We start from the raw sequence: 22043 nt of genomic DNA, 5'->3' as shown, positions 1-22043 counted from the left end.
GCTGTGATCAGCAGGGGGTGACAGGGGTGCCGGCCGGCGTTTCGACCGAGGTGGCCTGCGCGGGCACGTTGGACAGCGTCGAACCGCTCCCGAAGGCGTACACCTGAAGCTTGCGCCACACCCCGTCCGCGCCCTGCTCGTACAGCGCGAACGACGTGCACGTCCACGCCGCCTCGTAGTCGGCCAGCTCCTCGTACGCCCGGTCCATCGCCTCGTCGGCGATGCCGTGCGCCACGGTCACGTGCGGGTGGTACGGGAACTGCAGCTCCCGGACCAGCGGTCCCGACGCGTCCCGGACCCGCTGCTGCAACTGCGTACAGGCCGAGGCGCCCTCGACGACCTTGACGTAGACGACGGGCGAGAGGGGGCGGAAGGTCCCGGTGCCGGACAGCCGCATCGGGAACGGTCTGCTCGTCGCCGCGACCCGGGCGAGGTGCGCCTCCACGGACGGCAGCGCGGAGGCGTCGGCCTCGGTGGGCGGGAGGAGGGTGACGTGCGTGGGGATGCCGTGCGCGGCGGGATCCCCGAAGCCCGCGCGCTGCTCCTGGAGCAGGCTGCCGTAGGGCTCCGGGACCGCGATCGAAACGCCGAGCGTTACGGTCCCCACGTCGTTCTCCTCATTCGTCGGACGGTCGGTGCAGCCGCCAGTGTGACCGCTGCACCGCCGCTGTGGCCAGGGTCCTTGGACTCAGTGCTTGGCAGGCAGGAAGCCCACCCGGTCGTAGGTCCGCGCGAGGGTCTCGGCGGCGACCGTGCGGGCCTTCTCCGCTCCCTTGGCGAGGATGGAGTCCAGCGTCTCCGGGTCGTCCAGATACTCCTGCGTACGCGCCCGGAACGGTGTGACGAAGTCCACCATGACCTCGGCGAGGTCGGTCTTCAGCGCACCGTAGCCCTTGCCCTCGTATTTCTGCTCCAGATCCGCGATCGCCGTACCGGTGAGGGTGGAGTAGATCGTGAGCAGGTTGCTGACGCCCGGCTTCTCGTCCTCGTCGAAACGGATGACGGTGTCGGTGTCGGTGACGGCGCTCTTGATCTTCTTCGCGCTGGCCTTCGGGTCGTCGAGCAGGTTGATCAGGCCCTTGGGGTTGGCCGTCGACTTGCTCATCTTGGCGGACGGGTCCTGCAGGTCGCAGATCTTCGCCGTCTCCTTGAGGATGTACGGCTTGGGGATCGTGAAGGTGTCGCCGTACCGGCCGTTGAAGCGCTCCGCGAGGTCGCGGGTCAGCTCGATGTGCTGGCGCTGGTCCCCGCCGACCGGGACCTCGTTCGCCTGGTACAGGAGGATGTCCGCGACCTGCAGGATCGGGTACGTGAAGAGGCCGACGGTGGCGCGCTCGGCGCCCTGCTTGGCGGACTTGTCCTTGAACTGGGTCATGCGGGAGGCCTCGCCGAAGCCGGTGAGGCAGTTCATGACCCAGCCGAGCTGGGCGTGCTCCGGGACATGGCTCTGGACGAACAGGGTGCAGCGCTCCGGGTCGAGGCCCGCGGCGAGCAGCTGGGCGGCGGCGAGGCGGGTGTTGGCCCGCAGCTCGGCCGGGTCCTGCGGGACCGTGATCGCATGCAGGTCCACGACCATGTAGAAGGCGTCGTGGGTCTCCTGCAGCGCGACCCACTGGCGGACCGCGCCGAGGTAGTTGCCGAGGTGGAACGAGCCTGCGGTGGGCTGGATTCCGGAGAGCACGCGAGGACTGTCAGAGGCCATGCCCAGCATTGTCTCAGGTACCGCCGACAGGACGGGAACCGATCGCGACTTCAGGCCGCGCTCCGACCGTCGTCGACGAGGCCGCGGTGATCACGCGCGTACGTTCCGGGCAGCTCCGGTGTCCGGCGCCGGCCGGCCGGGCCCGGGCAGCCTGGTCGGACCTCCGACGGCGAGGCGGCAGCCCGACCGGGCAGGCTCGGCCGCACGCAGGCGGCCTTACGTGGGCCGGGCACCCGTCGGGAGAACTGGACAGCAGGCTGGGCCCGCAGCCCGGGGTGTCCGCCCCGGCCGGCGGAATCGCCGGAGCCGGGACGGCTCCCGGGCGCGGGCGCGCCGGGGTCAGGCCGGCAGGCCCGGCGCGGGGAAGGACGCCATCAGCTCGGCCACCTCGGCGCGGATGACGGCCAGGGCCTCCTCGTCCTCCGCCCGGGCGGCGGTGACGCCACGGTCGATCCAGTCGGCGACGGCCGGCATGTGCTCCGTGGAGAGTCCGCGGGAGGTGAGGGAGGGGGTGCCGATACGGATGCCGGAGGGGTCGAAGGGCTTCCGGGTGTCGTAGGGGACGGTGTTGTAGTTGACGACGATCCCCGCGCGGTCCAGCGCTTTCGCCGCGACCTTGCCCGGGACGTCCTTGGGCGTGAGGTCCATCAGGATCAGATGGTTGTCGGTGCCGCCGGAGACCAGGTCGAAGCCGCGGGCGAGCAGTTCTTCGGCGAGGGCCTTGGCGTTGGCGACGATCGCGTGCGCGTAGTCACGGAAGGAGGGCTGGGCCGCCTCGTGCAGGGCGACCGCGATCGCGGCGGTGGTCTGGTTGTGCGGGCCGCCCTGGAGGCCGGGGAAGACCGCCTTGTCGATGGCCTTCGCGTGCTCCTCGCGGCACATCAGCATCGCCCCGCGCGGGCCCCGCAGCGTCTTGTGCGTGGTCGTGGAGATCACGTCCGCGTGCGGCACCGGCGAGGGATGCGCGCCGCCCGCGATCAGGCCGGCGATGTGCGCGACGTCGGCGACCAGCACGGCTCCGGCCTCGCGGGCGATCTCGCCGAAGGCGGCGAAGTCGATGGTGCGGGGAAGGGCCGTGCCGCCGCAGAAGATGACCTTGGGCCGCTCCTTGAGGGCCAGTTCGCGCACCTCGTCGAAGTCGAGGAGGCCGGTGTCCTTGCGCACCCCGTACTGCACGCCGCGGAACCACTTGCCGGTCGCGGAGACGCCCCACCCGTGGGTGAGGTGGCCGCCCATCGGGAGGGCCATGCCCATCACGGTGTCGCCGGGCTCGGCGAAGGCGAGATAGACGGCGAGGTTGGCCGGGGAGCCGGAGTAGGGCTGGACGTTGGCGTGGTCGACGCCGAAGAGCGCCTTCGCGCGGGCGATGGCGAGCAGCTCGACCTGGTCGATGTTCTGCTGGCCCTCGTAGTAGCGGCGCCCGGGGTAGCCCTCGCTGTACTTGTTCTGCAGGACGGTGCCGGAGGCTTCGAGCACCGCCCGCGAGACGTAGTTCTCGCTGGGAATGAGCCGCAGCGTGTCGGCCTGCAGCCGCTCCTCGGCGCCGATGAGTGCGGCCAGCTCGGGGTCGGTGGCGGTGAGCGCGGGATGGGTCTGCTGGGTGGGAACTGTCATGGCGTCCTCCGGGGCGGGCAGTCGGTGTCCCCGAGGTGCGGCTTGGAGTCCCCCGCCGGAGGCAGGGGGCGGGCGGCACCCACACGGGATGTGTCCCTTGGTGCCCAGGCGGGCGGCACCTCGTCGGTTCTGCCGCACACGGCTCCCCCGCGGTCCGTTCCGCGTACGCCAGTCGCCGTGCGTACCGCCCACATTACTCGCGGCCGCACCGGAGCCCGGCCACGGGTTCCGAAACCGCAGGGAAACGGGAAGGTGTCCGGCGAGTCGCTCCCGAGGCTCAATGTTTCTTCTCGCGGTAGCCGAGCGACGATAGAAAGGGGCATACCCCGGCCCCGGTCCGGGCCCATCCGGCCCCGGTCCGACCGACCCACGCCGCAGGACGAACGGAGACCCCGTGTCTGCTACGGAGAGAGCGATCGCCTCCGCGGAGGCGCACAGCGCCCACAACTACCACCCGCTGCCCGTCATGATCACCTCGGCGGAAGGCGCGTGGATGACGGACGTCGAGGGGCGCCGCTACCTCGACATGCTCGCCGGGTACTCGGCGCTCAACTTCGGCCACGGCAACCGGCGGCTCATCGATGCCGCGAAGGCCCAGCTGGAGCGGGTGACGCTGACCTCCAGGGCGTTCCACCACGACCGGTTCGCCGATTTCTGCACCCAGCTCGCCGAGCTGTGCGGCATGGAGATGGTGCTGCCCATGAACACCGGGGCGGAGGCGGTGGAGACCGCCGTCAAGACCGCCCGGAAGTGGGGGTACAAGGTCAAGGGCGTCCCGCCCGGCCAGGCGAAGATCGTCGTCGCGGCCAACAACTTCCACGGCCGCACGACCACGATCGTCAGCTTCTCCACCGACCCGGAGGCCCGCGCCGACTTCGGCCCGTACACGCCGGGCTTCGAGATCGTCCCGTACGGCGATCTGACCGCCCTGCACCGGGCGTGCAGTGCGAACACGGTGGCGGTGCTGCTGGAGCCGATCCAGGGCGAGGCCGGGGTCCTGGTGCCGCCGGCCGGCTATCTGGCCGGGGTGCGCGAGCTGACCCGCGAGCGGAACGTGCTGTTCATCGCGGACGAGATCCAGTCCGGCCTGGGTCGCACCGGCCGCACCTTCGCCTGTGAGCACGAGGGCGTCGTCCCCGACATGTACATCCTGGGCAAGGCGCTGGGCGGCGGTGTCGTCCCCGTCTCGGCGGTCGTCTCCTCGACCGAGGTGCTCGGGGTCTACCGGCCCGGTGAGCACGGTTCGACGTTCGGCGGCAATCCGCTGGCCTGTGCCGTGGCGCTGGAGGTCATCGCGATGCTGCGGACCGGCGAGTTCCAGCAGCGCGCCACCGAGCTGGGCGAGCACCTCCACCACGAGCTGGGCCTGCTGGTCGGCGGGGGCGCCGTGGAAGCGGTGCGCGGCCGCGGGCTGTGGGCCGGGATCGACATCGTCCCGTCGCACGGCACGGGCCGGGAGATCTCCGAGAAGCTGATGGACCGCGGTGTGCTGGTGAAGGACACCCACGGTTCGACGATCCGGATCGCTCCGCCGCTGGTGATCAGCAAGGAGGACCTGGACTGGGGCCTCGACCAGCTGCGCGCGGTGCTGGCCGGCGAGTGAGCCCGCGCGGGTGGTGGGCCGGGCCCCTGTGGGGCAGGGCCCACCACCCGCGCCGGAACGTGCCGGGTTCGCGTACGGCCCTCCGGGCAGGGCCTACAGAATCACGTGCGGCAGGAAGCGGGCGTACTCGTCCGTGACCGGACCTGCGGACTCACGGATCCCCAGCCCCGCCGACTCGCCCTCGACGACCCACGCACCGAGCACGACCCGATTGCCGTCGAAGTCGGGCAGCGGCGCCAACTCCTGGTAGCAACACGCCTCTTCGCGTACCACCGGGTCCGCACCGGGCTCGTGGATCGTGACGCCCGCGCCCTCGCGGCCCAGCAGCGGCTTGGCGACATAGCCGCTGGTGGCGGCGAGTTCGCGCGGGCCGTCGAGATACGCGGGCAGCAGATTCGGGTGCCCGGGATACAGCTCCCACAGCACCGCGAGCAGCGCCTTGTTGGACAGCAGCATCTTCCAGGCGGGCTCGATCCAGCAGGTGGTGCCGGTGCCGCCGCCGTTGTCCAGGGTGTCGAGGACGTACGGGCCGAAGCGGTCCGTGGTCAGCCACTCCCACGGGTAGAGCTTGAAGCAGCTGCGGATGAAGCGCAGCCGGTCGTCCACGAACCGTCCGGAGAGCCGGTCCCAGCCGATCCGTTCGACCGACAGCGCCTCGGTGGCGAGCCCGGCCTGCTGAGCGGTTTCGCGCAGATACGCGACCGTCATCAGGTCCTCGCCGAGCTCGTCCCCGTCGGAGTGCACGAAGTGCACCGGGCCGGGCGGCAGCAGCGGCGCCTGCCGCTTCCAGGCGTCGACGAGCCGCTCGTGCAGGGAGTTCCACTGGTCGGCGCCGGGGAAGCGTTCCTCCATCCAGAACCACTGGGGGCTGGCCGCCTCGACGAGCGAGGTGGGCGTGTCCGCGTTGTACTCCAGCATCTTGGCCGGGCCGTTGCCGTCGTAGCGCAGGTCGAACCGTCCGTAGATGGAGGGCAGTTCGGCGCGGCGCCGCCACGACTCGGCGACCCGCCTGGCCAGCCGCCGATCGGTGATGCCGAGGTCCGCGAAGCGGTTGTGCTCCACGATGTGCGCGGCCGCGGCCAGGCACATGGCGTGCAGCTCCTCGACGACCTCCTCCAGCGCCTCGACCTCGGGCAGCGAGAACTCGTAGTACGCGCTCTCGTCCCAGTACGGGCGCAGCGAACCGTCCGGGTAGCGGGTGAGCGGATAGATGAGCCCCTGCTCCTCGACGGTTTCCTGCCAGCCGGGGCGGGGTTCTATGGTGTGGCGCTTCATCGGTGTGTACGTGTCCCGGCTCAGCCGCCGCCGCTGCTGGACCCGCCGAAACCGCCGCTGTCCACGGCCGACTTCTCGTAGCTGCCGCCGGAGACCTTGCCGCTGCGGACGCTGCCGCCGTAGTAGTAGCGGCCGGTGGTGTGCCCGTCCCCGTCGTCGTCGCACTCGTAGTCGGGCAGCACCTCGTACGTCACGGGGTCGATGCACCGCTCGTCCGGCTCCGAGCCGCAGGACGTCAGCGTCGCCGCGAGCACCCCCATACCGCCGAGCACCACTGTGCCCGACCTCAGCCTGCGCCGCGCCATCCTCCGGCCTCCCCGTCCTTGTACACATCAAGCCAGTCAATGAACCGCCGCACAGACTAGATGGCCGCGCCGCCCCGCCGTAAGCCCGGTCCACGAACCCTCCGCAACTAGAGTCGCTTTGTGTTCTTTGGGATGTTCTGCGCGATTGCCTCGGCGGTCTGCTACGGCCTGGCCACCGTCTTCCAGGCGGTCGCCGCCCGTGCCGTCGTCGAACCGGCCACGGCCTCCGGGGTGGACCCCGCGCTGTTCCTGCGCGCGGTGCGGCAGTGGCGTTACCTGGTCGGACTCGCCCTGGACGGCGCGGGGTTCGCGCTCCAGATCGTGGCGCTGCGGCTGATTCCGATCTACGCGGTGGGCGCGGCGCTCGCCGCGAGCCTGGCGGTGACGGCGGTGGCCGCGACGCGGGTGCTGTCGGTGCGGCTCAGCCGTACCGAGTGGGCCGCGGTCGGCTCGGTCTGCGCCGGCCTCGGAATGCTGGGCCTCGCCTCGGGCCCGGAGGGCGAGACGCCCGCGCCGCCCGAGCTGAAGTGGGTGCTGCTCGGCACCTCGGTCCTGGTCCTGCTGATCGGCGCGGCGGCGGGCCGGCTGCCGGGCCGCGCCCGGGCGCTGGTGCTGGGCATGGGCGCGGGCATCGGCTTCGGGGTGCCCGAGGTGGCGGTTCGGCTGCTGGACTCGGTGGACTTCACGAACCCGGCGCTGTACGCGCTGCTGCTCGGTGGGGCGGCGGCGTTTCTGCTGCTCACCTCGGCTTTCGCGCGGGGCTCGGTGACCACGGCGACGGCGGGGCTGGTGCTGACGGAGACCCTGATCCCCTCGGCGGTCGGGGTCGTCTGGCTCGGTGACCGCACGCGCGAGGGGCTGGCGTGGCTCGCGATCACGGGGTTCGCGATCTCGGTGGCGGGTGCGCTGGTGCTGGCGCGTTTCGGCGAGCTCCCGACGCCGGCGGCGGCCGCGGGTCCGGGTCGTCCGGATCCGGACGACCCGGCGGCGCCCGAGTCCGCCGAGGCGAACGGCGGGCCCCCGGCGCGGGGCTAGGGGGTGTCCGGCGATGTGACCGGCGCCGTCCGGTCGGCCCGCGTGTCCGTCCTCGATCGCCGGACGGGCTCAAAATGAGCGCCCCCTCATGGCAGCACCCTGCACAAGGCATCCAGCGCCCCCGACCATGCGCTGTCCGACGGCGTTCCGTAGCCCACGACGAGGGCGTCGCGGCCGCGCGGGGTCGAGGGGTGGCGGTAGCGGGAGAGGCCCTCCAGAGCGAGGCCCTGCCAGGCCGCCGCCTGGACGACCGTGCGTTCCGTGCCCGGGGGGAGTTCGAGGACCGCGTGCATGCCGGCCGCGATGCCGCTGACCCGGATGTCCGGGGCACGTTCCGCGAGGGACTCGACGAGCTGGTCGCGGCGGCGCCGGTAGCGCAGCCGCATGCCGCGTACATGGCGGTCGTACGCGCCCGAGGCGATGAACTCCGCGAGCGTCAGCTGGTCCGGCGTCCCCGACGCCCAGTCCGCCTCGCCCTTCGCCGCCGCGACCTCCGCCGCCAGACCCTCCGGCAGCACCATCCAGCCCAACCGCAGCCCGGGCGCCAGGGACTTGCTCGCCGTACCCAGATAGACGACCCGGTCCGGGTCGAGGCCCTGCAGCGCGCCGACCGGCTGGCGGTCGTAGCGGAACTCCCCGTCGTAGTCGTCCTCCAGAATCAGCCCGCCCGTGCTCCGCGCCCAGTCGACGGCGGCGGCCCGCCGGTCGGGGTGGAGCGCGACACCCATGGGGAACTGGTGCGCGGGCGTGAGCAGCACCGCGCCCACGCCCTTCAGCGCCGGCCCGGCGAGCTCGTCGGTGCGCGTGCCGCGCTCGTCGAAGGGCAGCGCGGGCAGCCGCAGCCCCGCGTCCCTCAGCCGCTGCCAGTGCAGGTCGAGCCCGTACGACTCGACCGCCACCTCCCGCACCCGGCGACGCCTGCGCAGCACGGTCGCGAGCAGCATCAGCCCGTGGACGTACCCGGAGCAGATGACGATGCGGTCCGGATCGGCGTACACGCCACGGGCCCGCGCGAGATAGTCCGCGAGGACGGTACGCAGCTCGATGCGCCCGCGCGTGTCGCTGTAGCCGAAGGCCTCGTGCGGGGCGGCGGTCAGCGCGCGCCGCGCCGCCTTGAGCCATTCGGCGCGCGGGAACGAGGCGAGGTCCGGCGAGCCGGGCATCAGGCTGTACGTCGGCCCGGGGCGCGCCGGCGGTCCCCCCACGCCCCCGGGGTGCGGGGAGAGGGCACGCCGCGCGCCGGGGGACGGCTTGCGAGGGGTGGCGCGGTTGGCGACGCGGGTGCCCGAGCCCTGGCGGGCGGTGAGCCAGCCCTCGGCGACGAGTTCGGCGTAGGCGTCGGCGACGGTGTTACGGGCGAGGCCCAGGTCCGCGGCGAGCGTACGGGACGACGGCAGCCGGGTGCCGGGGGCCAGCCGCCCGGTGCGTACGGCGTCGCGCAGGGCGTCCATGAGGCCCGTACGCAGCCCGGCTCCGCGCAGCTCGATATGGAGGTCGGCCCCGATCGAAGCCTTGGAAGTGGCCCAGTCATCCGTCATGGAAATGGACCATACCGGGGAGCCATGTGGCCCGTACGGTCGTAGTCATGACGACGAACGAGAACGAGACCGTCCACCACCCCGAGCACACCCCGCGCCTGCAGTGGGTGCAGCACGCCCCCGAGGTCTACAAGGCCATGGTCCGGCTGGACGCGGCCGCCCGGCAGGGCCTCGACCCGGTGCTGCTGGAGCTGGTCAAGATCCGCGCCTCGCAGCTCAACCACTGTGCTTTCTGCCTCGACATGCACTCCAAGGACGCGCTCGCGGCGGGCGAATCGATGGAGCGGATCATCCAGCTGAGCGCCTGGGAGGAGTCGCAGCACTTCTACACGGCGAAGGAGATCGCCGCGATCGAACTCACCGAGGCGGTGACCGTGCTGACCGACGGATTCGTCCCCGACGAGGTGTACGAGAAGGCCGCGAAGCACTTCGACGAGGCGGAGCTGGCCCAGCTCGTCGCCGCGATCACGGTGATCAACGCGTGGAACCGTTTCGGGGTCACCCACCGGCTGGTGCCGGGCCACTACACGCCGGGCCAGTTCAAGCACTGAGCACCGAGCAGGCAGCAGGCAGCAGCACTGAGCAGCGACACTGAGCAGTGAAAGGCCGCACGCACATGTCAGTCACCGACTTCCGTGCCCTGCACCACGGCCGCGCCCCCGAGGACCCTCTGGTCCTGCCCGGCCCGTGGGACGCGGCGAGCGCCCGCGTCTTCGCGGACGCCGGTTTCCCGGCCCTCGCCACGCCCAGCGCGGGCGTGGCGGCGTCCCTCGGGTACGAGGACGGGGCGACGCCCGCCGACGAGATGTTCGCGGCGGTCACCCGTATCGTCCGGGCCGTGGACGTCCCCGTCTCCGCCGACGTCGAGGCGGGCTACGGCCTCCCCGCGAAGGAGCTGGTCGAGCGGGTCCTCGACACCGGCGCGGTGGGCGTCAACCTGGAGGACTCGGGCCCCGGCAAGGTCCTCGTCGACCCGCGTCGGCAGGCGGAGTGGCTCGCGGAGGTACGGGCCGAGGCGGGCGATGCGCTCTTCCTCAACGCGCGCGTCGACACCTTCATCCGCGGGATCGCCGATCCCGGGGCCGCGATCGAACGCGCCCGGCTGTACGTCGCCGCGGGCGCCGACTGCGTCTACCCGATCGGGGCGCCACCGGAGGTCCTCCCGCGCCTTCGCGAGGCGCTCACGGGACCCATCAACGCGGGCAAGTTCCCCGGCACGCCCGACATCCCCGAGCTGGGCCGCCTGGGCGCGACCCGCATCACCTTCGGCCCGGGCCTGCTGCTGCGCACGCTGGACGCGGTCCGAGACCTGGCGGCGTCCCTGCGCAGCTGACCCCGGTGGCCTTGGGCGCCTGCAGCGGGCCCGCGCGGCGGAGCCGCATGGCGAACACTGCGTACGGCCTACGGCCGTGTACTCAAGCGCCGGACGGGCTCGAAATGAGCCCGTCCGGCGATTCAGGAGCGGGGGTCCGGGGGCGGAGCCCCCGGGAACGGGGTCCGGGGCGGAGCCCCGGTTCGGGAAGGGGCGGGGCGGGGAGAAGGCTCGCCGCAGGCGCCCCGCGCCCTCTGTGCCCCGTGCCCCGTGCCCCGGGGGGGGAGCCCCGGCCCACCCGGCGGCACGGGGTGCGCCCCGTACCGACCGGGCACGGGACTGGAGGACCCGTTACTTCTTCGGGAGCCACGCCTTCCAGGTGGACTCGTTCGCCTTCACCCACTTCTCCGCCGCCGCCTCGGGCGACAGCTTCTGGTCGGCGATCATCAGCGCGACCTCGTTCTGCTGCTCGGTGGTCCACTTGAAGTTCTTCAGGAACTCGGCCGCCTCGCCGCCCTCCTTCGCGAAGTCCGCGTTGAGGTACTTCTGCAGCGGGGTGTTCGGGTACGCGCAGGCGACCTTCTTCGGGTCGGCGTCACAGCCCTCCTTGTACTCGGGGAGCTTGACCTCGACGAGGTCGATCTGGGCGTTGAGCCACTGCGGGGTCCACCAGTACGTCAGGAAGGGCTTCTTCTCCTTCGCGGCCTTCTTGATCGCCGTGATCTGGGCGGCCTCGGAGCCCGAGTAGTTCGTCTTCAGGTTCAGCTTCAGATTGCCGATGATCGCGTCGTCGTTGGTGACGTAGTCGGGCGAGCCCTCCAGCAGCTCACCCTTGTCGCCGCTCTCCCCGGTTCTGAAGTCCTTGGCGTACTTGTTGAGGTTCTTCCAGTCCGTGACGTCGGGGTGCTGGTCGGCGAAGTACTTGGGTACGAACCAGCCGATGTGCCCGGTGACGCCGAGGTCGCCGCCCTTGACGACGGTCTTCTTCGTCTCGACGTACTGCTTCTCCTCCTTGGGGTGGCCCCAGTCCTCCAGGACCGCGTCGACGTCGCCCTTGGACAGCGCGTCCCAGGCCAGCACCTCGCCCATCTGCTGGGTCTTGACGGTGTAGCCGAGCTCCTTCTCCAGGATGTGCTGGGCGACGGCCACGTTGGCCTGGGCGCCGACCCATGAGGGGACGGTCAGTTTCACGGTTTTCTTGCCGCCGACGTCGCTGCTCTTGCCGGTGTCGGCGGCGCCGCACGCGGTGAGGGAGAGGACGCCGAGTGCGCCGGCGACCGCGACTGCGGTACGGAGGGTACGGACGGTACGCATGGTGCTCCTGAGGATGTGAGGGGACGGGGCGGGCGGACGGGTGAGGGGGTGAGCGGCGTCAGCGTGGTTTGCGCGCCGCAGGCTGAGTGATCCGGTCCAGGACGAGGCCGAGGCAGACGATCGCGACGCCGGCGGTCATCCCGATGCCCATCTCGCCCCGGGAGAGGCCCTTCACGACGTCGTACCCGAGCGCCCCGCCGCCGACGAGGCCGCCGACGACGACCACGGCCAGCACGAGCACCACGCCCTGGTTGACGGCGAGTTGCAAGGCCGGGCGGGCCAGGGGCAGCTGCACCTGCAGGAGTTGCTGCCGGGTGGACGCGCCGAGCGAGCGGGAGGCCTCCAGCGCGGCCGGGTCGACCTCGCGCAGGCCCTGGGTGGTGATGCGGACGACTGCGGGCAGCGCGTAGACGACGGCCGCGACGATCGCCGCCGTGCGCGTGGCGCCGAAGAGCGCGACGACCGGGATCAGGTACACGAACTGCGGCATCGTCTGCATCGCGTCCAGCAGCGGCCGCAGCCATCGCTCCAGCCGGCCGGCCCGCGCGCACAGCACGCCCGCGAGGACGCCCAGCACCAACGTGATCACCAGCGCGGCGAGCACCTGCGAGAGCGTGTCCAGGGACTTCGCCCAGACACCGAGCACCCCGATCGCGGTCATAGCGGCGGTCGCCGTGAGCGCGGCGGCCCAGTTCCCGACGAGCCAGGCCACGGCGGCGACGAGCAGCACCACCGACCACCACGGCAGCCAGAACAGGGTGTCCCGCAGCGGGTTGAGGATCCACAGCGTGAACTCCCGCGCCCAGGCTTCCATGAACGTCAGGTTCTCGGTGATCCACTCCTGCGCCTTGTTGACCGGCGTCGAGATCTCGTACGTCCACACCTCGGGCCATGCCGTGGTGCGTACGGCGGCCGCGGCACCGACCGCGACCAGCACCAGCGCCCAGGCCCGGCCACCGTGCAGCCAACTCCCCGCGCGCGGCGGCACGCCGCCGATACGGTCGCCGGCGGCCGCGGTCGTACGGTCCAGCCAGATCGCGATCAGCACGATCGGGACGCCTGCGGCGAACGCCTTGCCGACGTCCGTCGTCGACAGCGCCGAATACACCTCCTCGCCCAGGCCGCCGGCCCCGACAAGGGCGGCGATGACGACCATCGACAGCGCCATCATGATCGTCTGGTTGAGGCCGAGGAGCATCTGCCGGCGGGCCAGCGGCAGCCGGGCCGTCCACAGCCGCTGCCAGCCGCTCGCGCCGAGCGACGCGGACGCCTCCAGCGCGGCCGGGTCGGCGCCGCGCAGGCCGAGCGCGGTGAGGCGGGCCATCGGCGGGGCCGCGTAGATCACCGTGCAGAAGAGCGCGGCAGGCGTGCCCGTGCCGAAGACCAGCACGAACGGCAGGAGGTACGCGAACGCCGGCAGCACCTGCATGGTGTCGAGCACCGGCCGCAGCGCCCTGTCCACCCGGTCGGAGACCCCGGCCAGGAGCCCGATCAGGGCGCCCAGTACCGCGGCGACGGTCACGGACACCACCATCAGCGCGATGGTGATCAGCGTGGCGTCCCACATCCCGAGCAGCCCGCACATGGCGAACGCCCCGAGCGCGGTGAGCGCCACGCGCGCCCCGCGCCGCCCGAGCCCGGCGGCCCGCCACGCGGTCAGGACGCCCGCGGCGAGGACCCCGAGCCAGCCGAGTGCGTCGAGCAGCTGGTAGACGGCGTCGACCGCGGCGGTCGCCGTGTTGGACAGATGCAGCAGGAAGTAGAGGAAGAGGGGGTGGGTGTCGCGGTTGTCGATGACCCATGCGTTGGCGTCGTCGAGCGGCTGCGAGATGTCGACGGTCAGCCCGGAGGGCCAGCCTCCGCCGCCGAGCAGGGCGATGCCGAGCGCGAGGAGCACGGCGACGGCACCGGCGCCCACGATCAGTCCGCGGCGACGTCGTACGACGTCCCGCAGCCCGCGGCCCGGCCCCTGGGGCCCGCCCACGGCCTCGGGTGTTTTGGCCAGTGCGTCCACGGTGGCGGTCATCGGTACCACCGCCAGGGAGTGGGGGGCTGGGGGCGAAGCCCCCGGTTCGGGAAGGGGCTGGGTGGGGAGAAGGGGCGGGGTGGGGAGAAGGGGCAGGGTGGGGAAAAGACGCTCACGCCGCCACCTCCCCCACCGACAGCCCCGCCACCACCGCGAGCAGCGCAGCCTGGTCGACGACGCCCACGCAGCGGCCGTTGTCCATGACCCGGGCCGGGAGCCCGGCCCGCGCGACGGCCTCGATCGCGTCGGCGACCGTGGCGCCGGGCGCGACGGCCGGGCCCGATGCGGCCTCGTCCGCGTCCACCGGCCGGCGCATCGCCGTGCGGACGGTCATGACCTGTTCGCGCGGGACATCGCGGACGAAGTCCCGTACGTAGTCGTCGGCCGGCGAGCCGACGATCTCCTCGGGCGTGCCGAGCTGCACGATCCGCCCGTCCCGCATCAGCGCGATCCGGTCGCCGAGGCGCAGAGCCTCGCCCAGGTCGTGAGTGATGAAGACCATCGTGCGGCCCTCCTCGCGGTGCAGCCGCACGACCTCGTCCTGCATGTCGCGGCGGATCAGCGGGTCGAGCGCGCTGAACGGCTCGTCGAAGAGCATCACTTCGGGGTCGACGGCGAGCGCCCGCGCCAGTCCGACGCGCTGCTGCTGACCACCGGAGAGCTGCCCGGGGCGGCGGTGTTCGAGACCCTCCAGGCCGACCTTCGCGACGACCTCCGCCGCCCTGGTGCGCCGCTGCGCACGGCCGACGCCCTGGATCTCCAGCCCGTAGGCGACGTTGTCGAGCACCGACCGGTGCGGCAGCAGTCCGAAGTGCTGGAAGACCATCGATGCGCGGTGCCGGCGCAGCTCGCGCAGCCGTGACCTGTCCATCGACAGCACGTCCTCGCCGTCGATGGCGATCGACCCGGACGTCGGTTCGATCAACCGGGTCAGGCACCGTACGAGCGTGGACTTGCCGGAGCCGGACAGGCCCATGACGACGAAGACCTCGCCGCGGCGGACGTCGAAGCTGACGTCCCGTACGGCTGCGGTGCAGCCGGTGCGTTCGCGCAGCTCGGTGGGGGTCAGCGCACCGAGCTCCGTGGATCCCGGCACCCGCCCGGCCCGCGGCCCGAAGACCTTCCACAGCTCGCGCACGGCGAAGACAGGCGGCTCTTTGGTGATCTCGGCGGTCATCGGGCTTCACTCCCCGTCTGCAGCAGTTCCGCGCATTTCTCGCCGACCATCAGAACGCCGATCATCGGGTTCACGGCGGGCATCGTCGGGAAGACGGAGGCGTCGGCGATACGGATTCCGTCGAGCCCCCGCACCCTCAGGTCGGGTGACACTACGGCCAGTTCATCGGTGGAAGCACCCATTCGGCAGGTGCCGGCGGGGTGGTAGACGGTGTGCGCGACCTTGCGCGCGTACGCGCTCAGCTCCTCGTCGTCCGTCACCTCGGGTCCCGGGCACACCTCCCGCTTCAGCCAGCTCGCGAGCGGCTCGGCCTTGGCGATCTCGCGGGCGAGGCGGATGCCGTCGACGAGGGTGCGGCCGTCGTAGTCGTCCTCGTCCGTGAAGTAGCGGAAGTCGAGGGCGGGCTTGGCCTCCGGGTCGGCGCTGGTGAGGTGGAGGCGGCCGCGGCTGCGCGGCTTGGGGATGTTCGGTGTCATCGACACGCCGTGCGGCGGGCGTTCGTAGCCGAGCCGCTCCGGATTGTCGGTGAACGGTATTTGGTAGAAGTGGAACATCAGGTCGGGGCCCCGGTGCTCGGGATCCCGGCGTACGAAGAGCCCGGCGTCGGAGTCCATCGCCGAGTTCTCGGGTATCGGCCCGTGGGTCTCCCAGACGATCACCGACTCGGGGTGGTCGAGGAGGTTCTCACCGACGCCCGGCAGGTCGTGGACGACGGGTATGCCGAGCGCCTCCAGATCGGCCTTGGGCCCGATGCCGGAGTGCAGGAGCAGCCGCGGGGTGTCGACGGCTCCGGCGCAGACGACGACTTCGCGCCGGGCCCGTACGACCAGTTCCGTCCCGTCCTTCTTCCTCACATGGACGCCGGTCGCACGCCGTCCGCCGTCCACCTCCAGCCGGTACGCCCACGTCTCCAGCATCAGCGTGAGGTTCGGCCGGTCGTCCATCACCGGGTGGAGGTAGGCCACGGACGCCGACGAACGCTTGTTGTTCTCCGGGTGGTACGCGAGGTCGAAGAAGCCGACACCCTCGTGGAAGGGCTTCTTGTTGAAGCCCTCGACGCGCGGGACGCCGAGCGCTGTCTGCGCGGCGTCGACGAAGTCGCGGGCGATGGCGTTACGGTCCGCCTCGTCGACCGGCACGATGTTGTTGAGCAGCCGCTCGTAGTACGGGTCCATGGCGGCGGCGTCCCAGCCGTCGGCCCCGGCCTGCGCCCACTCGTCCCAGTCGGACGGCAGCGGCTTGAAGGCGATGAGGGTGTTGTGCGACGAGCAGCCGCCGAGGACGCGGGCCCGGCTGTGCCGGATGTGGGAGTTGCCGCGGGGCTGTTCGGTGGTGGGGTAGTCGTAGTCGAGCTCGCCGCCGAGGAGCCCCATCCAGCGGCGCAGCGTGAGGACGTCCTCCCGGCCGACGTCGCTCGGGCCGCCCTCGATGACGGCGACGGTGACATCCGGGTTCTCGGTCAGGCGGGAGGCGATCACCGATCCGGCGGTGCCGCCCCCGACGACGACATAGTCGTATTCGGTCTGGTACTTGTGCTCGGTCATGCTCGTGGTGCTCCTGCTCCCCGTGTTCAGCCCGCGAACCAGCGCACGGGGCGCGGGGCGAGGTTCTGATAGATGTGCTTGGTCTCGCGGTACTCGGCGAGACCCGCGGGCCCCAGCTCGCGCCCGACGCCCGACTTGCCGAAGCCGCCCCACTCCGCCTGCGGGAGATAGGGGTGGAAGTCGTTGATCCATACGGTTCCGTGCCTCAGCCGGCCTGCGACGCGCCGGGCCCGTCCGGGGTCGCCGCTCCAGACAGCTCCCGCGAGCCCGTACTCGGTGTCGTTGGCGAGGGCGACGGCCTCGTCCTCCGTATGGAACGTCTCGACGGTCAGGACCGGCCCGAAGACCTCCTCGCGGACGACGCGCATGTCGCGGTGGCACCGGTCGAGGACGGTGGGCCGGTAGAAGTACCCCGCGTACCCGGGCCCGTCGGGCCGGGTGCCGCCCGCCCGCAGCACGGCGCCTTCCGCCAGCGCGGAGGCGACGTACTCCTCGGTCTTCGCCAGCTGCTGCGCGGATACGAGCGGCCCGCATTCGACGTCCTTGTCGGTGCCGCGGCCGAGGCGGATCTTCTCGGCGCGGCGGGCGAGTTCGGCGACGAAGCGCTCGCGCAGGGACTCCTCGACGATGAGGCGGGAGCCGGCGGAGCAGACCTGGCCGCTGTGGATGAAGGCGGCGTTCAGTGCCTGGTCGACGGCCGTGTCGAAGGCTTCGTCGTCCGTGCAGGCGTCGGCGAACACCACGTTCGGATTCTTGCCCCCGAGCTCCAGGGCGACCTTCTTGACGGTGTCGGCGGCCGCGCGCATCACCTTCGTACCGCTGGTCAAGCCGCCCGTGAACGACACGAGGTCGACGTCCGGGTGCTCGGCGAGGCGCGCCCCGACGGAGTGGCCGGGGCCGGTGACGATGTTGGCGACGCCGTCGGGGAGACCGGCTTCGGTCAGCAGCCGGATCAGGGCCACGGTGGTCAGCGGGGTGAGCTCGCTGGGCTTGATCACGAAGGTGTTGCCCGCGGCGAGGGCCGGGGCGATCTTCCAGCTTGCCTGCAGCAGCGGATAGTTCCACGGGGTGATGAGCGCGCAGACGCCGACGGGTTCATGCACGACCACGCTGTGGATGTCGCTCGACCCGGCGTCGACGACGCGCCCGTTCTCGTTCACGACCAGGTCGGCGAAGTACGTGAAGGCGTCGGCGACGCAGTCGACGTCGACGCGCCCTTCCTCCAGCGTCTTGCCCGCGTCCCGGCTCTCCAGGAGCCCGAGCTCCTCACGGTCCCGCCGGAGCAGTGCGGCGACGCGCCGGAGCAGCGCGGCCCGCTGGGCCACGGGCGTACGGGGCCACTCCCCCTGGCCCCGGTCGAACGCCCGGCATGCGGCGGCGACGGCGGCGTCGACGTCCTCGGCCCCGCCTTCCGCCACGACCGCGAAGGCGGTGGCGTCGACGGGGTCGAGGATCTCTCGCGTGGCCCCGGAGGCGGATTCACGCCACTCTCCGCCCACGTGGATGGTCAGTTGTGCCGACACGTCGCGTTTGGCCTTCCGTTCCCGTTACGTTCCTCACCAGTGACAACTGGTGATCGTGACGCCTGCCCCGGAGGGCGGAAAGCATGCGCGACGTGTTGCCGGAAGTGGCCTGACTCACTCCCGGCCGAAATCGCCTCCGGGCCCGTCGGAGGGTTCGTCGCCGATTTCGTCCTGCACGCGCAGTCCGGCCACCCACAGGGGCATCAGCCAGTGCACGACGAGGACGCCGAACAGCGCGGGGAAGATCAGCGCCTCGGCCTTGAGCCCTCCGAGCCAGCTCGCGGACCCGGCTCCGACGGCCGCCCCGAACAGCAGCCAGGTGGTCAGCCGGTGCGCCCGCGCCTGCACCTGGTCGCGCTCGGCGCGCTGCCGCTCGTCGAGGATCCGCAGGCGCAGTTCGAGCAGCCCGCGCGTGGAGGCGTTGATGGCGCCGGTGGCGAAGCACCACGGCACCAGCAGCCCGAACGTCACGAACACGGGCCACAGCGAGTCCCCCAGGACCGCCCCGAGCCACGCTGCCGCCGTCCCGGTGGTCAGCAGAACATGCGCCGCGACCACGAGCCGCCTGCGCGCGGCCGTCGCGTACACCGCCGCCCCGTCCCGCCTGTTCATGATCTCGTACATCCGCCGGTCGAACCGCGTCGGAGTCGGCGCCGCCTCCGTGGCCCCCGTGGCCACCGCAGTCCCCGTAGTCCCCCTGGTCACCGTCACGACTTCTTCCTCCCGTAGATCTCGTCCGTGAGCGGCTGGAACGGCTCCAGGGAGAACAGTGCCTCCACCGGGAGCCGGAAGTACCGGGCGACCTTCAACGCCAGATCGAGGCTGGGGTTGTACTGCCCCCGCTCGATGTAGCCGATGGTCTGGTAGTGGACTCCCACTGCCTCGGCCAGCTGCTGGCGGGACACTTTCCGCTCAGCTCTGACGACGGCCAGCCTGTTGTGTACCTGCTCGCTCATGTATAAGAAGTACTACATCTGAGTACAGGTCTGCAACGACTTCAGAAGTCGACCGTCGAACAGGCCGTGGCCCCCGGCGTCGACTCGCGCCATGCGCACGCGATCCACGCGGCGGTCTCCGGCACCGTCGACGGTCAGGTACTCAGCGCAGTGCCCGAGGCGTACGACGGATGGGGGTCCGGGTGGTGGACATCGGGAAGCCCTGAGACGGGCCCCGGGGGAATGCCGGCCGTCGCCGACCGCTGCGCACTCGGCACGGTCGGCCGCACCGGCAAACAGATGCGGGGAACCACATCCCGGCTCAGCGCCCGCCGAACGCCGACAGGGTCCGCTCCAGCATCGGCATCGCCCGCACCACCCGGCGGGAGCGGATCAGGGCGTCCCAGGCCGGCTCGAACTTCTTCCAGCCGCCCGCGTACGCGAGATGCCGCAGCCGCTCGTGCGGGCCCGGCTGGCTGGCCGCGCCCCGCCAGATGTTCGACCAGCGGTAGAAGTCCCGGTACGCCCGCCAGTAGCCGTCCTCCAGCTCCTGCGGCGTCATCCCCGCGGGCCGGTGGACGACGTGGCGGGTGTCGTACAGATCCCAGTCCCGGTGGACGATCCGGCCCTCGGCCTCGAGCTGCTTCCACAGCCCCGTCGACGGATACGGCGTCATGATGTGGAACGTCGCCGTCTCGATGCCCTGCTCCACCGCCCACTCCACGGTGCGGTCGAAAACGTCCGGACCGTCGTGGTCGAGGCCGAAGACGAAGCTGGCGTTCACCATGACACCCGCGTCGTGCAGGCGGCGTACGGCGGCGGCGTAGTCCGTGCCGATGTTCTGGTTCTTCCTGCGCTCCGCGAGGTTCGCGCCGTTGACCGTCTCGAACCCCACGAACAGACTGCGCAGCCCCGCCTCCGCCGCCCGCTCCAGCAGACCGGGCCGCAGTACGGAACTGACCGTGCCGGCCGCCTGCCACAGCCGCCCCATCCCGCGCATCCCGTCGAACAGCGCCTCGGCGAACCGCCGGTTTCCCAGCAAGTGGTCGTCGAGGAAGTACAGATGCCGGCCCGGCAGCCGCTCGATCTCGGCCAGTGCGTCGTCGACGGCCTGGGTGTAGAACGACTTCCCGCCTTCGAAGAACGCGTCCTTGTAGCAGAAGTCGCAGTGGTGCGGGCAGCCGCGCGACACGACGATCGAGTTCGGTACGAGATAGAGATGACGCTTGATCAGATCCCGTCGCACGGGCGGCAGCCCGGCGAGCGTGCGGGTCGCGGAGTCGTACCGGGGAGCCGGGACCCGGTCCCGGAAGTCCTTCAGAAACTGCGGCCAGGTGTCTTCGCCCGGCCCGGTGAAGATCGTGTCCGCGTGCGCCGCCGCCTCCTCCGGCAGGGAGGTGACATGCAGACCGCCCATGGCCACATGCACACCACGGGCCCGGAAGTGGTCGGCTATCTCGTACGCCCTCCGCGCGGAGGTGATGTACGGCTGGATGACCAGCAGGTCGGGGGTGGGCAGGGCCTCGATGTCGATCCGCTCGACGTGCTCGTCGTACAGCGTCACCTCGTCGTCCGGATCCAGGTACCCGGCGAGGGTCGCGAGCCCGAGCGGCGGGAACAGCGAGTACTTGATGGGACGGAAGAGCGGACTGGTCGCCTCCGTCAGGGCGGGGAGAATCATCGTCACGCGCATGCCGCCTCAGACTCCGGGGACCGTGTGCACGGTTCCTGGCAGGGGTACGCGGGCCGCGTCCGGTGCGGCGAGCACGCGACGAGATGGCGCACCGGTCTTGGGCGTTGCCTCCGGGAAACGGTGGCCAGTAGCGTCGCCCCATGCGCCCTGGAACGCCGCCAAGGCTCCCGGATCTGCCACAGAACGCCGCACTGCTGGAGTTCCTGCGGGCGCAGGCCTCTCCGCCGAGCGGGCCGCATGACTGGACCCTGGGTGAGTGGCAGCTGCACACGCACACCGACCTCTGGGGGCGGCTGACCCGGCTGGTCCCGGGCCATCCTCTTCACGCCGCCTACGGGGTTCCGGTACTGGCTCACGAGGGCATCGCGGCCGCTGTGGTCCTGGGAATGGGGACCCTGCTCGTGCGACTTCCGTCGCCGCCCCATTCCCTCAAAGCCGGAGGGCCCAGGCCACCCCTGACCGACCACGGATGGCAGTCGGTCGACCCGTGGCAGAGCCACCTCCTGTCCGCCGAGGGGGACCGCAGGCTCTCCGGCGTCCTCAGGGGTGCACTCGCCCACGCCAGGGAGCTCATCGCGTAAGTCGATGGGCGGACGCCCCTTGACTTCGGACAAATCAGGAGGAAAATTACCCCTACACCAGAACCAGAGACGAGCCACACGCGTCGGAGGAGACGTCCGAAGATACGCGTGACCCAGCCCTCGGCTTTGGCTAGGCCCCCGGCAGAAAGCACGAGGACCGGTGTTTCAGCGACGACTGAGACGCACGGAAATCGAGGCGGACTACCGGGGACTGTTTTGTGTCCGGCCCGCCCTCGTGCCCTAGGTGTCCTTGGTGCCCTTTGCACCCCTGGCGACGACGAAGGCGGTCAGCCGAGCAGTGCCGGGAGCGAGCGCCGGCCAGCCGCCGTCGAAGTCGAGCACCGCGAAGGCGGACGTCGGGAACTTCTCGGTCATCCGGGCGAGGGCGTCACCCTCGGCCTCGGCGGTGAGTGCACCCGCGAGGTCCTCCATACCCGGGTTGTGGCCGACCAGCAGGGCGGTTCCCACCTCCGCGGGAACCTCCCGCAGCACGTCGATGAGCTCGGCCGGATCCGCCCCGTACACCTGCTCGTCGTAACGGACCGGCACCTTCGCGCCCAGTTCGGCAGCCGCGAGCTCCCAGGTCTCGCGGGCCCGCCGGGCGGTCGAGCAGATCACCAGGTCGGGAACGCACGTCATCTCGCGCAGCAGCCGTCCGGCGACGGGAGCGTCCCGGCGGCCGCGCGGCGCGAGGGGGCGCTCATTGTCCGCGACGTCCGGCCACGCGGACTTGGCGTGCCGCAGCAGCACCAGACGGGCCGCGCCTCGCTCGTTCATGGGCCCAGGTTCGCACAACCACAGAACAGTGGGGGGGGGGGGGCGCAGGCCCCGCGCCCCGGCGCGGGGGGTGATGTTGGGTGGGGCGT

20 protein-coding genes and 1 riboswitch are annotated in these 22043 nt (G+C 71.5%); of the genes, 5 read left to right on the top strand and 15 right to left on the bottom strand.

From position 1 onward, the window contains the following. Positions 1–7 precede the first annotated feature (7 nt). The 3 genes from ACWCXB_RS27470 to ACWCXB_RS27460 all read right to left on the bottom strand — a co-directional run bounded on the left by ACWCXB_RS27470 (position 8) and on the right by ACWCXB_RS27460 (position 3316). On the bottom strand, positions 8–607 hold the full coding sequence (locus ACWCXB_RS27470; RefSeq protein ID WP_450726440.1) for a 2'-5' RNA ligase family protein: 600 nt from the start codon (positions 605–607) through the stop codon (positions 8–10). An 81-nt stretch (positions 608–688) separates the two neighbouring features. Beyond that, positions 689–1702 carry a tryptophan--tRNA ligase gene (gene trpS / locus ACWCXB_RS27465; RefSeq protein WP_450726439.1) on the bottom strand — a complete coding sequence of 338 codons (1014 nt, stop codon included), beginning with the start codon at positions 1700–1702 and terminating at the stop codon, positions 689–691. 339 nt (positions 1703–2041) lie between these two features. Beyond that, positions 2042–3316, bottom strand: a complete 1275-nt coding sequence (locus ACWCXB_RS27460) for a serine hydroxymethyltransferase (protein ID WP_450726438.1) — start codon at positions 3314–3316, stop codon at positions 2042–2044. Between the two features lie 95 nt (positions 3317–3411). Next, positions 3412–3502, bottom strand: a riboswitch (ZMP/ZTP riboswitch). A 208-nt stretch (positions 3503–3710) separates the two neighbouring features. Between ACWCXB_RS27460 and rocD the strand changes: the two genes are divergently transcribed. Then, a complete protein-coding gene (gene rocD, locus ACWCXB_RS27455) occupies positions 3711–4919 on the top strand; it encodes an ornithine--oxo-acid transaminase (RefSeq protein ID WP_450726437.1) in 1209 nt (402 codons plus the stop codon). A gap of 93 nt (positions 4920–5012) precedes the next feature. Here rocD and ACWCXB_RS27450 read toward each other — a convergent pair whose 3' ends face one another. Both ACWCXB_RS27450 and ACWCXB_RS27445 read right to left on the bottom strand, forming a co-directional pair. Beyond that, entirely contained in the window at positions 5013–6194 is a 1182-nt protein-coding gene (locus tag ACWCXB_RS27450; RefSeq protein ID WP_450726436.1) for a glutathionylspermidine synthase family protein, read from the bottom strand. A 20-nt stretch (positions 6195–6214) separates the two neighbouring features. Continuing rightward, a complete protein-coding gene (locus ACWCXB_RS27445) occupies positions 6215–6499 on the bottom strand; it encodes a hypothetical protein (RefSeq protein WP_450726435.1) in 285 nt (94 codons plus the stop codon). Positions 6500–6631: 132 nt separating this feature from the next. Here ACWCXB_RS27445 and ACWCXB_RS27440 point away from each other — a divergent pair, with 132 nt between their 5' ends. Beyond that, a complete protein-coding gene (locus ACWCXB_RS27440; protein ID WP_450726504.1) occupies positions 6632–7534 on the top strand; it encodes a hypothetical protein in 903 nt (300 codons plus the stop codon). Between the two features lie 86 nt (positions 7535–7620). Here ACWCXB_RS27440 and pdxR read toward each other — a convergent pair whose 3' ends face one another. Then, the gene (pdxR, locus tag ACWCXB_RS27435; protein ID WP_450726434.1) at positions 7621–9072 is read right to left on the bottom strand and encodes a MocR-like pyridoxine biosynthesis transcription factor PdxR; all 1452 of its coding nucleotides are present in this window, start codon (positions 9070–9072) and stop codon (positions 7621–7623) included. A gap of 47 nt (positions 9073–9119) precedes the next feature. Between pdxR and ACWCXB_RS27430 the strand changes: the two genes are divergently transcribed. Together ACWCXB_RS27430 and ACWCXB_RS27425 are read left to right on the top strand one after the other, a co-directional pair. Next, entirely contained in the window at positions 9120–9623 is a 504-nt protein-coding gene (locus tag ACWCXB_RS27430; protein ID WP_450726433.1) for a carboxymuconolactone decarboxylase family protein, read from the top strand. 65 nt (positions 9624–9688) lie between these two features. After that, on the top strand, positions 9689–10405 hold the full coding sequence (locus ACWCXB_RS27425; RefSeq protein ID WP_450726432.1) for an isocitrate lyase/PEP mutase family protein: 717 nt from the start codon (positions 9689–9691) through the stop codon (positions 10403–10405). A gap of 330 nt (positions 10406–10735) precedes the next feature. Here ACWCXB_RS27425 and ACWCXB_RS27420 read toward each other — a convergent pair whose 3' ends face one another. The 8 genes from ACWCXB_RS27420 to ACWCXB_RS27385 all read right to left on the bottom strand — a co-directional run bounded on the left by ACWCXB_RS27420 (position 10736) and on the right by ACWCXB_RS27385 (position 20584). Further along, complete coding sequence (locus ACWCXB_RS27420; protein ID WP_450726431.1) at positions 10736–11698, bottom strand: glycine betaine ABC transporter substrate-binding protein; 963 nt, start codon at positions 11696–11698, stop codon at positions 10736–10738. A 58-nt stretch (positions 11699–11756) separates the two neighbouring features. After that, positions 11757–13724: an ABC transporter permease gene (locus ACWCXB_RS27415; protein ID WP_450726430.1), complete on the bottom strand. Its 1968-nt coding sequence runs from the start codon at positions 13722–13724 to the stop codon at positions 11757–11759. 112 nt (positions 13725–13836) lie between these two features. Further along, a complete protein-coding gene (locus ACWCXB_RS27410) occupies positions 13837–14901 on the bottom strand; it encodes a quaternary amine ABC transporter ATP-binding protein (RefSeq protein ID WP_450726429.1) in 1065 nt (354 codons plus the stop codon). After that, positions 14898–16445 (bottom strand): GMC family oxidoreductase, encoded by a 1548-nt coding sequence (locus tag ACWCXB_RS27405; RefSeq protein WP_450726428.1) that lies wholly within the window; start codon positions 16443–16445, stop codon positions 14898–14900. The genes ACWCXB_RS27410 and ACWCXB_RS27405 overlap by 4 nt, the downstream gene beginning before the upstream one ends. 26 nt (positions 16446–16471) lie before the next feature. After that, on the bottom strand, positions 16472–17968 hold the full coding sequence (locus ACWCXB_RS27400) for an aldehyde dehydrogenase family protein (protein WP_450726427.1): 1497 nt from the start codon (positions 17966–17968) through the stop codon (positions 16472–16474). A 114-nt stretch (positions 17969–18082) separates the two neighbouring features. Then, complete coding sequence (locus ACWCXB_RS27395; RefSeq protein ID WP_450726426.1) at positions 18083–18673, bottom strand: hypothetical protein; 591 nt, start codon at positions 18671–18673, stop codon at positions 18083–18085. A 2-nt stretch (positions 18674–18675) separates the two neighbouring features. Then, complete coding sequence (locus ACWCXB_RS27390) at positions 18676–18924, bottom strand: helix-turn-helix transcriptional regulator (protein WP_450726425.1); 249 nt, start codon at positions 18922–18924, stop codon at positions 18676–18678. 301 nt (positions 18925–19225) lie between these two features. After that, complete coding sequence (locus ACWCXB_RS27385) at positions 19226–20584, bottom strand: B12-binding domain-containing radical SAM protein (RefSeq protein ID WP_450726503.1); 1359 nt, start codon at positions 20582–20584, stop codon at positions 19226–19228. A 152-nt stretch (positions 20585–20736) separates the two neighbouring features. On the opposite strand from ACWCXB_RS27385, the gene ACWCXB_RS27380 reads away from it, so the two are divergent. Then, positions 20737–21177, top strand: coding sequence for a hypothetical protein (locus ACWCXB_RS27380; protein ID WP_450726424.1), 441 nt, complete (start codon positions 20737–20739; stop codon positions 21175–21177). Positions 21178–21417: 240 nt separating this feature from the next. Here the strand turns inward: ACWCXB_RS27380 and ACWCXB_RS27375 are convergent, their stop codons facing one another. Next, entirely contained in the window at positions 21418–21954 is a 537-nt protein-coding gene (locus ACWCXB_RS27375) for a SixA phosphatase family protein (protein WP_450726423.1), read from the bottom strand. Positions 21955–22043 lie beyond the last annotated feature (89 nt).

Source organism: Streptomyces sp. NPDC001514, assembly GCF_053597075.1.
This window is presented reverse-complemented; position numbering and strand designations above follow the sequence as displayed.